The organism is Maribacter aquimaris, assembly GCF_014596745.1.
GTDB lineage: Bacteria > Bacteroidota > Bacteroidia > Flavobacteriales > Flavobacteriaceae > Maribacter_A > Maribacter_A aquimaris.
In genome coordinates, this window is the sequence record NZ_JABTCF010000014.1 from 111,725 (window position 1) to 128,489 (window position 16,765).

Consider the following 16,765-nt stretch of genomic DNA (forward strand, 5'->3'; position numbering starts at 1 on the left):
ACCTATAATTCCAATGCGTACTAAAATAGTAACAGTTCTACTTTTTGTAAGTGCCTTTATGATGAAGGCCCAAGAACTTACCATTCCCCAACTATCGCAATACTTAGCTGATAACCCCTTTGTAATGTCACCCACGTATGCGGGTATTGGGGATCATGTTAAGATTCGTGTAAACGGACTTACCCAATGGGTAGGTATCGAAGATGCCCCAGACACCCAATCCTTAGCTGCCGATATGCGTATTGGGGAAAGATCCGGGATAGGAGCCTTATTATACAACGATAGTAATGGTGAAACCAAACAACGAGGGGCTAGATTGTCCTTTGCCCACCATTTGACCCTAGATAGATATGATGATGAGTTTCTATCGTTTGGATTGTCGTACAACTTCAACCAATTTCGAATAGATATTGAAAATTTCGATGCTTTGGATCCCAGTGTTACCGATGACCGGGCCACTACAAACCATAACTTCGACGTTGGGGTCATGTACCGTTACGACAAGTTTTATTTTAGTTTGAATGCCTCAAATATATTGAATAAGGATCTGACTAAATTCAATCCCGTATTTGAACCCAATACCCTTCGTAATTATTATGCCTACACAGGATATCGATACACCAAGAACAAGAACAGTCGATTGGAAATTGAACCTTCGGTCTTCTTTCAACTTTTTGAGAGCGATGGTCGTTCGGTAACCGATTTGAACGTGAAATTCAGATGGTATGATTTTGAAGACTACTACTATGCTGGGGTAACCTATCGATTTTTGAACGATCAAATAGGTGATCCACTATATATTGCACCTATTGTAGGGCTCAAAAAGAACAATTTCTATTTTGGATACTCCTATCAAATCATCTTAAATGAAATACTAGGGTATAGTTCCGGAACACATGTGATTACCTTAGGTGTGGATCTATTCCAGGGAATCAGTAATTGTAGGTGTACCTATTAAACAACGAACTACTTTCAGACATCCTATTTAAAGATAAATTACATATATAGTCTTCTGATTTCATTGGATTGATTTAAGTTTGCGGAAAATTTCAATAACCTAATGGGGATAATCAAACTAAAAAACATAAGGGTACACGCACGCCATGGCTGTTTGAACGAAGAAAATATCATAGGTAGTGAATATAGGGTTGATATCTCGTTGAAATCAGATCTTAAAAAGGCCTCTATTTCCGATAACCTTCAAGATACCGTAGATTATGTACATATCAATCACATTATAAAGGAGGAAATGGACATTCCTTCCAAATTATTGGAACATGCCGCTAAAAGAATCATAGATCGGGTTTTTAAAGAATTAACATCCGTAGCTAAAATAAAATTGGCCGTTTCCAAAATAAATCCACCTATAGGGGGTGATGTAGAAATGGTAACTGTTGTTTTGCGTTCAAAAAGATCGTAAACAATAGTTTTGATACCTTAAAATAAGGTGCTACCTTTGCACCTCGAAAATGGCATCGTGGCCGAGTGGCTAGGCGCAGCTCTGCAAAAGCTTGTACAGCGGTTCGAATCCGCTCGATGCCTCATAAGACTCCTTACGTTTCAAAGAGTCACTTTGAAACAGATGGATTAGGGTACTAAGTTTACACTTCAAAAGGCATTGTGGCTGAGTGGCTAGGCTAGGCCCCGCAAAGGCTTATACAGTGGTTCGATTCCATTCGATGCCTCATAAAAAAACCTCCTTGTTCAAGGAGGTTTTTTTTTACTATTCCCTTATCTGTTCTATTTGTTCAATCCCCTTTTCAATATTGAATTGATCCTTTGGTAAAAATCCTTTGGTAATAAGGACTAAACCACATATGATCAATATAATACCCAGGATTTTCTTTATTCTAGAAATTCTTTTGTAGGTCAATTTACGTTTCAATTGCTTGGCCAATAAAATCTTGAAAATATCAGTGGTCAAATAGGCTCCGAGCATGGCAGCAAAGAAAACCATAATACGATTGGGATCATTGTTTAAACTTGGTCCGACCACAATAATAATACCCAACCAAAAAACAAGTACACCAATATTGATAAAATTCAACAAGAAACCTTTGACAAATAAACCCAGATAATCGCTCTTCTTGGTTCGTAATGCCGGCTTATCTTTTTTAATATCGGTCTTAAAGTATGTTGTAATACCATAAACCAATAATATAACGCCACCAAAAACATAAAGACCGGGTTGGTTGCTTAAATTTTCCAACAATTGAAAACTACTGAAATAAGCCAACGTCAAAAAAAGAATATCCGCAAGGATAACCCCTAAATCAAAGGACAAAGCCGCCCTAAAACCTTTTACCGCACTGGTTTCGAGAAGAACAAAAAAAACAGGCCCTATCATAAAGCTTAACAAAAAACCCAATGGAATCGCTGCCTGAATATCGTCTAACATCTGTGCCTTTACATTCTAGTTATTATACCTCCAAATACTGTTTTCTCCTCCATTTTTTTTGGGTCTCCATAAACCAATACTTCACCACCTGCCTTAACGGATGCCTTTACGTAATCCGTGGCATAAATCTCTGCCTTGGAACCGGCATTCACATTGATGGTCGAAAACTTCGTAATCAAATCCTTTCCCTCATAGACACCGCCGGTATTTATGGCTACATCCTGTAGATCCGCAGTACCCGAACTTTTGATAACCCCTCCTGTGACCGCTTTTATCAACAACTGTTCAACCTCGGCATTGATATCCAATTCACCACCTTCTTGAGCCTTAAGTTCCAAAACATCCTGGCTAATGGCCTCTTTAGAGTAAATTCTAGCATCTTCATTAACATCGACCACTACCAATTTATCGGTATAATACAAATCGATGAATGTTCTATATCCACTGAATATCTTGGTGATCTGCATCCGTATCTTCAACACTCCCTGATTATTGACAATAACCACGTTATCGGTATTAGCACCAGTTATAACGGCCTTATTTTCAGTGGATTTTATCAAATTAACAGATAAACCATCAAATGCCTTCAATTCTGAAAATGGCTGTAAATCCTGAGTAATTTTATTGTCTTGTGCAACTGTTATTTGATAAACAAAAACGAGCAACACAAGCCCAACCAAATTTTTCATTGTTTTAGTTTTTAGGTATTTTCTTACTAACTTAAACAAATTCTATTCCAAAAAACGATTTTACTCGTTCTTTCCGATGAGTGTAAAGTCAAGATGACGTTTTATTAGATCCGTGTTCTTTACCATTACAACAACCTCATCCCCTAATTGATATGTTTTCTTGGTACGTTCACCAACAATAGCATATTCCTTTTCATCAAAGATATAATAATCACCTTTTATATCGCGAATCCGAACCATTCCTTCACACTTGTTCTCAATGATCTCTACATAGATACCCCATTCGGTAACCCCAGAGATAACTCCCACGAATTCTTGATCTTGATGATCCTGCATAAACTTAATCTGCATGTACTTAATGGAATCGCGCTCCGCATTGGCCGCTAAACTTTCCATATTCGAGGAGTGCTTGCATTTATCCTCATAGATTTCCTCCTTGACCGATTTACCATTATCCAAATAATGCTGTAATAGACGATGTACCATTACATCCGGATATCTTCGAATAGGTGAGGTAAAATGGGTATAATAATCAAAGGCTAAACCATAATGACCAATATTATCCGTGGTATATATGGCCTTACTCATACTACGAATTGCCAAAGTATCGACCAAATTCTGTTCTTTTTGGCCTTTCACATCCTCTAAAAGCTGGTTTAAAGACGCACTGATCGATTTTTTATCCTTAAAGTCAAGCTTATGCCCGAATCTTGAGATAATGGAATTCAACGCTATTAACTTATCCTCATCGGGATCGGCATGGGTTCGGTATACAAACGTCTTCTTAGGTTTTTGTTTCCCTATGAACTCTGCGACCTTCCGATTCGCCAACAACATAAATTCCTCTATCAACTTATTGGCATCCATAGCCTCCTTGAAATAAACACTTTCAGGCTCATTGTTTTCATTTAAATTAAAACGAACCTCAACTTTATCAAAGGAAATAGCGCCCTGGTCCATTCTTTTGTCCCTCATGATCTTGGCCAACTTATCCATGGTAAGGGTAGCTTTTACAACCGCTTCGGAAACGGAGTAGGCGTTACCCCTAATCGATATTTCACTGGGTATATCACCATTACCATGCTCAATAATGTGCTGGGCTTCCTCATAAGCAAAACGCTCATTGGAATTTATAACGGTTCTACCAAACCACTGGTTTTGTATCTGAGCTTTGTCATTAAGTTCGAAAATGGCGGAAAAAGTATATTTTTCCTCATTGGGACGTAATGAACAGGCATTGTTTGATAATACTTCAGGTAACATGGGTACCACCCTATCTACAAGATAAACGGAAGTAGCCCTATTATAAGCTTCTTCGTCCAACAGGGTATCCGGTTGTAAATAATAGGAAACATCGGCAATATGTATCCCTATTTCGTAATTGCCATTATCAAGTACTTCAAAGGATAAGGCATCATCAAAATCCTTGGCATCCTTAGGGTCAATGGTAAAGGTCAATACCCCTCTCATATCCCTTCTTTTAGCTATTTCCTCGGATTTTATCGAGGTATCCAGGGTATTGGCATATTGTTCAACCTCAGAAGGAAATTCATAAGGCAAGCCATATTCCGCTAAAATGGAATGTATCTCGGTTTGATGCTCCCCCGGTTTCCCCAATACATCGATGATGGTACCAAAGGGGGAATCGGTATTATCGGGCCATTCGGTAATTTCAACAACGACCTTATCACCATCTTCAGCACCCTTTATTTTATCTTTTGGAACGAATATATCAGTGTACATTCTAAAATCCGAAGTTCTTACAAAGGCAAAGGTCTTTTGCATATCAACAATACCCACAAAATTGGTTTTGTTTCGTTCAACAACCCGTGTAATCTCCCCTTCCAGTTTTTTGCCCTTCCTTTTTGGAAAAATATAAACCTCGACCGTGTCTTTATGAAAGGCCTTATTCAATTTATTGAACGGAACAAATACATCTTCATCTATTCCATCCACAATAATATAGGCATTACCCCTTCCTGTAATATCAACACGACCGGTATGGTAGGTTTTGGTTGAGGGTAAAGCCCTATAATGACCTCTTGTCTCTTCTATAATTCTCTTTTTTTCTTTGAGTTGGGTCAGTCGTTTTATCAATTGATTGCGCTCATTCGCGTCAGTAACACCGATTCTTTCGGCAATTTGTTTATAAGTAAAGCCTTTTTTAGGGTCTTTTTCAAGTACGGTAAAAATTCCTTTCGTTATTTCGTTAATTCTATGGTTTCTTCCTTTTTTATTATTCTTTGACATTAAAATTCTATTTGGGTTGAAAATTACAAATTATAATCCATTACCTATATCTAATAACCTTTCTTAAGCATTATTTCGCATTAATTGAGGTTATCAACATATATATCATACAATTCATTTTTTCTTTTATAAATTTAAAACAAAATGGTGTTTATTATAGCTTGTTAATAGTGGTTATAAAAAAACGTTTAAAAAATAGGTTTGTACCCATAAAACAGTTTATCGACAACTTATCACAACATACTTTCATTATTTATCAGAGGATTATAAATCTTATCAACGATTATTGATAACCTATTTCAACATTGATTTATTAATAAGTAAAAGTAAATTTATTGTTAACTACGAAAAGATTTAACTTAATATCTTCATGTTATTTTCTTAGAAGTAAATTCTTTTTTTAACGTAATGTTTTGTAAGACGAAAAGGAAAGGTAATAACAAAATTTAAATACCACTTTTTTCAACTTAATTATTAACAAGTTAATAAGGGATATTAGGAAGATAATAACAATGTAGTTTTACATATAATATAGTATAAACGTGATAGGTCCATTATTATTGTGAATAACAATGTATTTGTACATTTGTACAAAATATACAAGATAACCATGAAAATCTCTATAGGTAACGATCACGCGGGAACAGAATATAAATTAGCCATAATCGGACTATTGAAATCTATGGATATCGAAGTTACAAATTATGGTACCGATGGTGCTGATAGTGTTGATTATCCTGATTTTGTGCATCCTGTGGCCCAAGATGTTGAAGAAGAGAAGGTTGATTACGGAATTATTATATGTGGTAGTGGCAATGGCGCTTCAATGACGGCGAATAAACACCAAAAAATTCGATGTGCCTTATGTTGGAACAAGGAAATAGTCCAATTGGCACGGGAACATAATGATGCAAATATTTTAAGTTTACCCGCTAGATATATATCCTTGCCACAGGCATTGGACATGGTCAAAGTATTTTTAAATACGGATTTTGAAGGGGGTCGACATGAACGGCGTATTGAAAAGATACCTTGTTCATAGTAAGTATTTTTGTATTGATTACATTTTGATGGATTCTTTTCATTTACCCTATTATGGCACATAATCACGGACACTCACATGAACATACGGACCTAAAGGGAAAAAACCTCTTAGTATCTATATTTCTTAATATCATTATCACTGTTTCCCAAGTGATTGGAGGGTTGATTTCGGGAAGCTTGTCCTTATTGTCGGATGCATTGCATAATTTTAGTGATGTTCTTTCCTTGATTGTAAGTTATGTGGCTACCGCCCTATCAAAAAAAGAAGCCTGTACCAATAAAACATTCGGTTATAAACGGGCTGAGATAATTGCCGCTTTTGTAAATGCCGCCACGCTGGTAATTGTGGCAATCATCTTGATAAAAGAGGCTATTGAGCGCTTTATGAATCCTATTGCCATCGAATCGGATTTGGTTATTTGGCTATCGCTATTGGGCATCGCTGCCAACGGTTTCAGTGTATTATTATTAAAAAAACATGCAGATAGCAATATGAACATGAAATCTGCATATCTACACCTATTGACCGATATGTTGGCTTCTGTAGCCGTACTCATTGGGGGTCTCTTGATGAAATTTTATCAAATGTATTGGGTGGATCCAGCGTTGACCTTGGCGATTGCCCTTTACCTTATATTTATGGGATATGATTTACTTAAGGAATCTACAAGGGTACTCATGTTATTTACCCCGAGTACCATTCATGTTCAACAAATTGTAGAGACTATTAATAAAATCGATCCCATTAAGAATGTCCATCATGTTCATATTTGGCAATTGAACGAGGATGAGGTGCATCTTGAGGCCCATATTGACTTTCAAAAAGATATAAAACTATCGGAATTCGATGTCATTCTAGACCAAATTGAAGATGTGGTATATCATAATTTCGGAATTAACCACGTTAACATCCAGCCTGAATTTGGAAAGTGTGATGCCAAACAAATTATAGTACAAGATTGAAAATGAACATTTCCATTAAAAATTTTGAAGCCCTTTCATTAGAGGAATTATATGGTATTCTCCAATTACGCTCCGAAGTTTTTGTGGTTGAGCAGGATTGTGTTTATCAAGACTTGGATGGTAAAGATCAAAAAGCGCTACATATTATTGGAACCAAGGATAATACAATAGTGGCCTATACCCGGGTTTTCAAACCTGGTGATTATTTTACTGAAGCCAGTATCGGCCGTGTAGTAGTCAAGGAATCTGAGCGCAAATATGGGTATGGCAATGAAATTATGATGGCTTCCATAAAAGCTATCCAAGAACATTTCAACGAGACTACGATTAAGATTTCAGCACAGACCTATCTTAATAAATTCTACAGTTCCCTTGGTTTTAAAGAAATTGGGGATGGATATTTGGAAGATGGTATTCCGCATATCGGAATGCTAAAAGACTAATATCACAATTAGATACGAATGGGTGATTTGTTGGAAAGATTAATATCCTCCAACATGGTATCCGTAAATTTATAATGTCCTTTGGTGGTGATGATCCGAAACCGATTCGATTTTAACCGACTCAAGGTATCCAAAAACAACCATTTGGACTTCAAAAGCAATGGTTTTTCAGATTTTAGACTGATTTCAAAAATATACTTGATCCCATTTTTAAGGGCTACGATGTCCGGGGTTATTTTTACGCCACTTTCTTTTCTAATATACGATTTTGGGGTTTCGTATCCGTCCATATCGGCTTTGATATTTTCAAAACCAGTGGCTTCCAAATGATGGATGGATTTTTCCAAAAACTCCTTGTTTTCTATTTTTTCTACTTTGATCATCCTTGAAAATAGCAGAAAAATCTTATAAAAACAAATTTTAAGCATTGATTAACAATGTTTTATGTTAATTAACACCAGTATTTCACCTACAATGCCGTTTTGGTCGTTTTATGGTAATCATTATTCCAATATAGACTGGTAATGGACTTACCATAAAGGATTTTAATTGATCAAAATGGTTTTTCTAAGTCGAATATCCTCAGAGGAACTACCTATCATTATCTCAAATTCCCCGGGTTCAATCTTATAGTCCATATTTTTGTCCCAGAGACCAAGTTCATTCATGGGAATGGAAAAAGCAATGCTAATGGTTTCAGAAGGGCGTACATTCACTTTCTTGAATTCCTTCAAAACCTGAATAGGCGTGGTAACAGAACTTATCTTGTCATTAATATATACTTGAACAACTTCTTTTCCTGTCATTTCCCCGGTATTTTTAATATCCATTGAAACGTGAATGGATTCGTTCTTATCCAATTTGGTGTTCGTAACCTTTAAATTGGAATATTCAAATTGGGTATAGCTCAACCCATGGCCAAAAGGGAAAAGTGGATCTGGTGAGGAAAAAACATAATCCCTTCCTGGTTTTTCTTTGGTTCCCCGTTGGTGATAAAAACCCTTTCCCGAGGGTTTGGTATTATAAAAAGTGGGTACGTGTCCTACACTTTTTGGTACCGATACCGGTAATTTACCAGAAGGATTCACTTCCCCAAACAATACACGGGCGATGGCATTTCCACCCTCTTCCCCAGGGTACCAGGCCTCTACAATAGCAGGAATATTTTCTTTTTCCCACGCAATGGAATAGGCACGCCCATGAACCATAACCAATACTATAGGTTTCCCGGTTTCATGTAGGGCCTTGATCAATTCCGGTTGAATACCAGGAGGTGTTAAGGTGGTTCTATCAAAACCTTCACCTGAAGTTGCATAATCACCGGGAATTTCTTTTCCCCAGCCAATTCCCGATAAGGTCATACTGGTACCACCAATAACCAAAACCACTACATCACTTTGCTCCGCCGCTTTTACGGCAGCCGGTATATTGCTGTTATCGAGACCGGTAATGGTACACCCTTGGGCATAATTCACAGTAATGGTATTGTTTACATAATTTTTTATTCCCTCCAATAGGGTTACACCAGAGGCATTATCCTTGGTGGCACTGTAATCACCATATTGAACTTGATCGGCATTGGGACCGATGACGGCAATGGAGTTTAGTTGGGTAACATCCAAGGGCAATAGTTGATTTTGGTTTTTTAGAAGGATTATGGATTCTTCCGCAACTTCACGCGCAAGGTTTTTCGCTTCTTGGATGTGAACCAAGTCGGATACTTTTTGCGGTGCGGTATAGGGTTTATCGAATAAACCAGCCTTGAATTTTGCGGTTAATATGTTACTAACGGCTTGATCGATCAAAGTGCTATCGATCTTTCCTGTTTTGACCAGTTCTGCCAATTCGGAAAACGCATAAGGTTTTGGTGCTTCAAGATCTATACCGGCCTTTATGGCTTCTATGGCGGTTTCAGTCTTATCATGGGTAACCTTATGAAAGTGCTCCAACATCCATACAGCCTCATAATCGGAGAAGACATAGCCATTAAAACCCAATTCCTTACGTAAAATGTCTTTCATTAGGTATTCGTTACTATGCATCGGAATCCCATTGACTTCATTATAGGCGGGCATTACGGAATAGATATTGGCTTCCTGTATCACTTTTTTAAACGGATATAGGTGCAAATCCCTTAAATCCCGGGGTCCAACATTATTAGGCCCTAGATTGATACCCGCAATCGGGGTGCTATAGGCCACAAAGTGTTTCGCCGTACATATAAGTTTATTATCCGGAATATGGTTTTTTGTAATTTCGGGGTCACCCTGCATACCAATAACAAAGGCTTTTCCCATTTCCGCAACATGATAGGGGTCCTCGCCATAGCATTCTTCAACCCTGCCATATCTTGGGTCCCGTGCAAGATCGAATAAGGGTGATAAAGCTTGATCTACCCCGGAAAGGCTCGCTTCATAGGCAATCTGGGCACTCATTCTTTGTATCAATTCGGTGTTCCAAGTACTTCCCTGTGCAATGGCTTGTGGAAAAATGGTAGCCCCAAAGGCCAACTGCCCATGCAGGCATTCCGCAATTTGAATGGCTGGTATTCCCAGTCTTGTATTATTGCGAAGATAGTTGTCTGCCGCTTCAGAAAGTTTTGCGATTTGGTCTACCCCTATGAACGGACTCTCCAAACAACCAATGCTTTGTCCGTGGAATAAGCTATCCAAAGAACTCGGACTGACTTTTTCATTTTTGTCGAATGCCAAGGAAGATAAGCTTAACATCTGCATCTGTGAAATTTTTTCCTCCAGGGTCATACGGCCCAACAGATCCTTGACCCGGAGCTCCACGCTTAGGGAGTTATCCTTATAAGGCGCATTTTGTATCGGTTCTTGTGAAAAGCACACGGTTATGATGCTTAAACATGCTATTGCCGTGGAAATGGATTTTAATAAACGCATTGACTTTATATATTAAAATATGTATAATGAAGATGGTGTTTTATACGTTGTGTACAAACCATAAGCTGATGTTTAAAAGTAATGATTTGAGACGGATTTTGGTCTAGATTTTAAAATTGAATGGCTATGATCAAAAAAATAGTAAAATTGACCTTACCGACCTGTAGGTCGGTTTATTAAGGAAGCAATGATTTCGAATATAGTGTACCTGAACCGCGATTTATGTGTTTATCATCACCAAATCAACCCATTGAAATATACCGTAATCAATAATTTTTAAGATTTACCGACCCTGTGGTTTGTAAAAGAATCAAACGAAACGTTTGGCAACACCGTTTTCCATCAAGAAATCAAGCTTTAATATCAGGTTAAAAGGCTTTTCCGCCTTGTTTTGGGTCGATGCATAAAGGTAGCCTTCCGAATGGGAATCCAGTTCGCTTATTTTGAATTTACCATGTTTGCCATGGGCTTTTTCCCAATAAATTTCCAAGCGGTTTTGGGTGAGTTTTCGGGTTGTTAATAAGTCGATAAGTTTGGGACGGTTTACAAAGGTGATCTTACAAGAGGTATAGGTTTGGGGCTCGTCAGCATAGATGGCCGTAACCAAGGCATAGAAATCGGTTTTCTTTGAAGGATCGTATAGCCACCCTGGTTTTATTTTTCCGTTTTTTTGATAATTGATTTCAAAGGCGAAAGTGGGTAAATCGTCGTTCACATAATCCAATTGGGCCTTCTCATCAACAAAAAATGTCTTTTGGGTGTTTTTTTGAATTAGGATCAGGTCAACACCCCTGTGTTGAAGGTTTAAATCGGATATCCGTTTAAAACCGTAATTTTTCAAGTGGTTGTGATACATCGAATCCAAAAGGATTGCAAGTTGTTTCTCTTTCTGCAAATCACTTTTAAAATGACTTTTATCACCCACGATTTAGTTGTTTATTTTACCGAACAGGGTTTTACCGATTTGTTCAACCACCCCAACCACTAAGGCATTGCCCATAAAAAAAGCCCGTTTGGTATCTGAAATACCCTTTAATAGGGTATGGTTGTCTGGAAACATGTTTAGGCGCTCCAGTTCCAAAGGCGTCAAACGTCGAAGTCCTTTCGGGGTCTTTACAACATGTTTGAACCTAGACGGACTTTTACCCCCTTCACCCGTAATAATGGTCCGTGAGGCATTGTCCAAGGCATCTGGGAAGATCATACCACCTTCGCTATAGTTGTATTCAAAACCATTTTTTGCGGTTCTTACTTCCTTTTTGGCCCCTTTTAAATATTCCCATTTAGGATATTCATCGGACGGAATATAAAAATCCTCGGTAACCTCTTCATTTTGAAGCACATCGGCAAGCACCGTCCGTGGTCCGTCATAATTTGGATGTGTCTTTGCCGTAAAAACGGCTCCATTGATACTGGTCCCTGTATTGCCAAAAGGGGATAACTTTTCACCTTGATTGAATGTTTCGGAAATTTCAACCAAGTCCCCCTTAATGGTAAATTGATTATAGTTTTCCAAGGTGTTTTGAACAGGAAATGCATTTGCAATGGTACCCTGTTGGGCAATCCATTCTTTTTTGTCCGCTTTTTCCAATGCTTTATATAAAGGGGTGGATTTATGGTAACCCAGGAAAAATATACGTCTACGACGTTGGGGCATACCATAATCCGCAGCATTGATTACCCGCCACTCCACAGCATAACCCAAATTGTCCAAACTTTTGAGCATGAGGGCAAAATCCCGGCCTCTTTGGGTTGAGGGTGATTTTAAGAGGCGATCTACATTTTCAAGGAAAAGATATTTAGGCGGCGTTTTTTTCTCCGATAGGATACGATGTATTGACCACCACAATACCCCTTTCTTACCTATAAGTCCTTTGGAATTCTGCAAGGTCGTTGCCACGGAATAATCCTGACAGGGAAAACCACCTACTAAGATATCAGCATCGGGGATATCCTTTGTTTGAACTTCTGAAATATCCTCATTACAGTGGTTTTGATCACCAAAACGGGCCTCATAGACCGTGGAGGCATGTTGGATTTTGGTCGAGGGTTCCCATTGGTTCGACCAAACAACCTCGTAATTACCCGTATTCTCAAGTCCCAGGCGAAAACCGCCAACACCTGCAAAAAGCTCTATGACCTTTAATTTTTTCATTGTTGGCTAAATTAGGGAAAAACAGGATAAAAGTATAAAGCAATTGTTCCCCTATGGTAGTAACCTTCCAGAAATTGGAAGGATAAAAATCATTAATTGTCTATTTTTGAATAAAATTTCGATGTATGGATTTTAGACGTGTTTTGACCTGTGCTCTCGTTCCCTTATTGTTATTTCAAGGGTGTCAGGGTGATGGGGTATCGGATGACCTTTTACAACAGCAAATTGATGCTGTGAAAAAAGAAGTGGCCCCGGACAAACGGGTAGCACTTTTTGATATAAAAGTCATAAAGGACAATGACACCTATATTTTAAAAGGGGAAAGCAATCTACCCAAGGCCCTAGATGCCTTAAAAACGAGGTTGTCGGCTGAAAACGTTGATTATATTGATAGCATCCAATTGTTACCGACCAAGGAGCTTGAGGGGAAAATACAGGGAGTCATTACGATTTCCGTGGCCAATCTACGCAGCCAACCAAAACACTCCGCCGAATTGGCCACCCAGGCCACTTTGGGCACGCCCGTCAAGGTTTATAAAAAGTCAGATGGTTGGTATTTGATACAAACACCGGATCAATACCTTTCATGGGTCGATAGTGGCGGTATTCAATTAATGGATTCCATTTCGGCAAACCAATGGCGATCTTCCGATAAAATCATATTTACAAAGACCTATGGGCACACATATTCAACAACCGATGTAACTTCACAAGTGGTTTCCGATATGGTGGCTGGGGCAGTTCTTGAAAAATTGGGAGAAGACAAAGGGTTCTACAAAGTGAAATATCCAGATAGTAGAATCGCATTTATTCTTAAGGGTGAAGCACAGGATTATAATCAATGGTTACAGGATTTGAACCCAACCACCGACGCCTTGGTGGAGACATCCAAAAAATTAATGGGTGTACCTTATCTATGGGGTGGTACCTCTACCAAAGGGGTTGATTGTAGCGGATTTACCAAAACCATCTACTTTTTGAACGGTATGGTCATTCCAAGGGATGCTTCCCAACAGGTCCATACAGGGAAATCCATTGATTCACTAAAGAATTTTGATGACCTTGTCAAGGGTGATTTGTTGTTTTTTGGCCGAAAGGCCACCGACTCTACCCCGGAAAAGGTCGTACATGTGGGTATGTGGATTGGCAATAATGAATTTATCCACTCTTCCAATATGGTACGTATCAGTAGTATGGATCCCAAGGCCCCAAATTTTGATGAATGGAATCTGAAGCGATATTTGCGTACCAAAAGGATTTTAAAGGAAGAGGAGGACGGATTGATCAATTTGGCCAATACCCCGATTTTTAAGGATTGAACAACCGTATTCACTGATAACGCTAACCGAAATACTTTTTCAATAGGTGTTTCACAGCGGAATAATACGATGTTCCGAATAAATTTAAATGGACCAACAGGTAATAGAGTTGGTAAATATCGGTGCGTTCCTTGGCGCCATCAATCCCAGGAAAATGTTCTGAATAAGCGTCATAAAATGAAGTTCCAAAACCCCCGAAAAGTTTGGTCATGGCAATATCCACCTCATGATGGCCGTAGTATACTGCAGGGTCGATGAGATAGGGGTGTCCTTGGGTGTCGATACAATAGTTACCACTCCATAAATCCCCATGAAGTAATGCGGGTTTTGTATGGGTAAAGAATTGCTGACATCCTTTGACAAGGTTATTTTCGGTAGGAATTTCGTCAGAACCCAATAAGCGTTTTTCCCTGGCCATTATGAGTTGGGGCAACAAACGTTCATGAACATAGAATAGGGACCAGTCCGGGTGGTTTTTGTTCGATTGTGTTAAACTTCCAATGTAATTGTCCTGTGGCCATCCAAAGGAATCACCCATAGCCAAGGAATGCATGGCTGCCAGTTGATGGCCAAGGGTTTCGAAGTCCTTGGAATCTGCACTTTTAGAGGCAATAAATTCCATTAAAAGATATGAAATGCCCTCGTGTTGTCCACAAGCGAGTATTTTGGGTACACCTATGGTTTTGGTGCGCTCAATGTGTTCAAGTCCGGCTTTCTCCATATTGAACATAGGTAATGCGCAAGGACTGTCGTTCACCTTGCAGAAAAACCGTTGTGTTTGGGTATACACTCCAAAAGCCTTTGAAATGTCACCTCCTAGGACTGCTTCGACTTTTAAGACCTTGCAACCCAAAATCTGGCTGATATGTGATTTGAAAGTTGAAGAAAGCATGGCTTTCATTTATACTTTTAGATCAATTTATTGTACAGTAAGGAAATCCCGGATATCCTTTGATAGTTTTATCAAATCGGGTTCATGAATATACATCATATGTCCGGCTTCATAATAGGTCATGGTAACCCTTTCCTTTACGATTCCGTTTCTGGAAAAAGTATATTCGGCATCAAAAAAGGGAGTGATGAGGTCAAAATATCCACTGGCCACCAAAACCCTCATTTCAGTATTTCGTCTCATGGTTTCGCCCAGTGCCCTGGAAACATTCACGGGGGCAGGTTCCCAATAACTACCTTCGGGTACGGTTCTCCAACGCCATTTACTTCCAATCTTATCATTAGAGGTTAAATATGGCCTATCCATATCCACATTTAGTGCAGAAGCGAAATAATGGTTCAAGGCAGCTGTATATGCCGAACTGATTTGATAACTGGAGGCATCGCCCAAATGTGGCTTTTCTGAAAGTTTATCAGCTTCGTCCCCCATAAACCGACCATCTAAGCGGCCTATAGCCAGGCCTCTATCGGCCAATAATTGCTTTTGAAAACGATGCATTAAGATACGTAGGTCCGATCTGAGGATATATGCTTTATCCAGCCCAATGAAATAAGACATTTTTTCGGCAATCGAATTTTTCTCGTCATGGGTCAATAAGTTACCCTTGTATAGGGCAGGGGTGTAGACGTTATAGGTGAATTTACGGCACTCCTCAAGAAAATCCTTCAGGTCTTTACCTTGTCCCGCTTTCTTGTGATACCAAGCTGTGGCGGCCATACTGGGCAAATAGGTAACATAGGAGGTTATGTTATTGTGTATGGATGTAGAACCGTCATAATCCAAGGCTTGGGATATTAAAATAAGTCCGTTCAAGGCCATGTTCTGTCCCCCTCCTTCCAAAGCCTTGCCCACTGCAGTAGCCCGTGTGGTGCCATAACTCTCACCGGCGATATATTTGGGGGAAAACCATCGTTTGTTTTCTGTAATCCATAGTCGAATGAACTGTGCCACCGAGGCAGCGTCTTCCTTTAATCCCCAGAAGTCTTTTTCCTTGCCCTTACCGACAACACGGCTATAACCCGTACCTACGGGATCGATAAAAACCAAATCGGTAAGATCTAAAAGACCGTATTCATTGGTTTGTAAATCATAAGGGGCGGCCCCGTCATCCTTTTTGGCATCGGAATCGATTTTTACGATTTTAGGACCAAATAATCCCATATGCAACCAGACCGATGCAGAACCCGGACCCCCATTGAAAACAAATGTTACAGGTCTTTGGGCACTATGGGTTATGCCATCCTGTGTATATGCTACGGACCAAATGGTAGCGACCGAATCCCCTTTTTCACTTTTTAGGAAGGTTTCTTTAGCGGTGGCCTTGTAAGAAATTGATTTACCACCAAAAACCCCTTTATGGTTCGTAACAAATGATTTTGGTGCAGGAATGGGTTTGGGGTTTGGTTTTTCTTCTTTTGTTTGGGCTACCATAGAAAGGTGGCATACGATAACAAGGACAAGCACTATTTTTTTCATAATCTTAGTTGGAATGGGTTAACAATCACTTTAAATACTGTTATGGCTTTGATTCGGTTAAAGGTGTTTATCAGTGCCTTTACAGATTTAAATGTAATTAATCATTACCGATTTTTTGCTGTTTCAGCCATCGTAATGTGGTACAGCTTGTTTTATCGACTAAAGATCGA

The 16,765-nt window shown here is 39.0% G+C and carries 15 protein-coding genes and 2 tRNA genes; 8 read left to right on the forward strand and 9 right to left on the reverse strand.

Going from position 1 to position 16,765, the window contains the following annotated elements; all coding sequences use genetic code 11:
• Positions 1-13 precede the first annotated feature (13 nt).
• The 4 genes from HPE56_RS18140 (at position 14) to HPE56_RS18155 (ending at position 1,685) form a co-directional block, all read left to right on the forward strand.
• Positions 14-958 (forward strand): PorP/SprF family type IX secretion system membrane protein, encoded by a 945-nt coding sequence (locus tag HPE56_RS18140; RefSeq protein ID WP_188245169.1) that lies wholly within the window; start codon positions 14-16, stop codon positions 956-958.
• 102 nt (positions 959-1,060) lie between these two features.
• The gene (folB, locus tag HPE56_RS18145) at positions 1,061-1,420 is read left to right on the forward strand and encodes a dihydroneopterin aldolase (RefSeq protein WP_188245170.1); all 360 of its coding nucleotides are present in this window, start codon (positions 1,061-1,063) and stop codon (positions 1,418-1,420) included.
• A gap of 51 nt (positions 1,421-1,471) precedes the next feature.
• A tRNA-Cys gene (locus HPE56_RS18150) sits at positions 1,472-1,542 on the forward strand.
• Positions 1,543-1,614: 72 nt separating this feature from the next.
• Positions 1,615-1,685, forward strand: a tRNA-Cys gene (locus HPE56_RS18155).
• A gap of 38 nt (positions 1,686-1,723) precedes the next feature.
• Here the strand turns inward: HPE56_RS18155 and HPE56_RS18160 are convergent.
• Genes HPE56_RS18160 through rnr form a run of 3 tightly spaced genes read right to left on the reverse strand, consistent with a single transcriptional unit; the run spans position 1,724 to position 5,337 of the window.
• Complete coding sequence (locus HPE56_RS18160; RefSeq protein ID WP_188245171.1) at positions 1,724-2,398, reverse strand: LysE family translocator; 675 nt, start codon at positions 2,396-2,398, stop codon at positions 1,724-1,726.
• An 8-nt stretch (positions 2,399-2,406) separates the two neighbouring features.
• The gene (locus HPE56_RS18165; protein ID WP_188245172.1) at positions 2,407-3,087 is read right to left on the reverse strand and encodes a head GIN domain-containing protein; all 681 of its coding nucleotides are present in this window, start codon (positions 3,085-3,087) and stop codon (positions 2,407-2,409) included.
• Between the two features lie 60 nt (positions 3,088-3,147).
• On the reverse strand, positions 3,148-5,337 hold the full coding sequence (rnr, locus tag HPE56_RS18170) for a ribonuclease R (protein WP_188245173.1): 2,190 nt from the start codon (positions 5,335-5,337) through the stop codon (positions 3,148-3,150).
• Positions 5,338-5,947: 610 nt separating this feature from the next.
• Here rnr and rpiB point away from each other — a divergent pair.
• The 3 genes from rpiB to HPE56_RS18185 are packed head-to-tail and all read left to right on the forward strand — an operon-like array spanning position 5,948 to position 7,787.
• Entirely contained in the window at positions 5,948-6,379 is a 432-nt protein-coding gene (gene rpiB / locus HPE56_RS18175; RefSeq protein WP_109648452.1) for a ribose 5-phosphate isomerase B, read from the forward strand.
• A gap of 53 nt (positions 6,380-6,432) precedes the next feature.
• Positions 6,433-7,344, forward strand: a complete 912-nt coding sequence (locus HPE56_RS18180) for a cation diffusion facilitator family transporter (protein ID WP_188245174.1) — start codon at positions 6,433-6,435, stop codon at positions 7,342-7,344.
• A 2-nt stretch (positions 7,345-7,346) separates the two neighbouring features.
• Complete coding sequence (locus HPE56_RS18185; RefSeq protein ID WP_188245175.1) at positions 7,347-7,787, forward strand: GNAT family N-acetyltransferase; 441 nt, start codon at positions 7,347-7,349, stop codon at positions 7,785-7,787.
• 8 nt (positions 7,788-7,795) lie between these two features.
• Here the strand turns inward: HPE56_RS18185 and HPE56_RS18190 are convergent, their stop codons facing one another.
• From HPE56_RS18190 to dcm, 4 genes are all read right to left on the reverse strand, one after another.
• A complete protein-coding gene (locus tag HPE56_RS18190; RefSeq protein ID WP_188245176.1) occupies positions 7,796-8,170 on the reverse strand; it encodes a hypothetical protein in 375 nt (124 codons plus the stop codon).
• A gap of 162 nt (positions 8,171-8,332) precedes the next feature.
• Positions 8,333-10,693 (reverse strand): glycoside hydrolase family 3 N-terminal domain-containing protein, encoded by a 2,361-nt coding sequence (locus tag HPE56_RS18195; RefSeq protein ID WP_188245177.1) that lies wholly within the window; start codon positions 10,691-10,693, stop codon positions 8,333-8,335.
• Positions 10,694-11,003: 310 nt separating this feature from the next.
• Positions 11,004-11,618, reverse strand: coding sequence for a hypothetical protein (locus HPE56_RS18200; RefSeq protein WP_188245178.1), 615 nt, complete (start codon positions 11,616-11,618; stop codon positions 11,004-11,006).
• 3 nt (positions 11,619-11,621) lie between these two features.
• Positions 11,622-12,848: a DNA (cytosine-5-)-methyltransferase gene (gene dcm, locus HPE56_RS18205; RefSeq protein WP_188245179.1), complete on the reverse strand. Its 1,227-nt coding sequence runs from the start codon at positions 12,846-12,848 to the stop codon at positions 11,622-11,624.
• Positions 12,849-12,973: 125 nt separating this feature from the next.
• On the opposite strand from dcm, the gene HPE56_RS18210 reads away from it, so the two are divergent.
• Positions 12,974-14,167: a C40 family peptidase gene (locus tag HPE56_RS18210; protein WP_188245180.1), complete on the forward strand. Its 1,194-nt coding sequence runs from the start codon at positions 12,974-12,976 to the stop codon at positions 14,165-14,167.
• 22 nt (positions 14,168-14,189) lie between these two features.
• On the opposite strand, the gene HPE56_RS18215 is transcribed toward HPE56_RS18210, so the two are convergent.
• Both HPE56_RS18215 and HPE56_RS18220 read right to left on the reverse strand, forming a co-directional pair.
• Positions 14,190-15,068, reverse strand: a complete 879-nt coding sequence (locus HPE56_RS18215; protein WP_223170365.1) for a fructosamine kinase family protein — start codon at positions 15,066-15,068, stop codon at positions 14,190-14,192.
• Positions 15,069-15,086: 18 nt separating this feature from the next.
• On the reverse strand, positions 15,087-16,595 hold the full coding sequence (locus tag HPE56_RS18220) for a S10 family peptidase (RefSeq protein ID WP_188245181.1): 1,509 nt from the start codon (positions 16,593-16,595) through the stop codon (positions 15,087-15,089).
• Positions 16,596-16,765 lie beyond the last annotated feature (170 nt).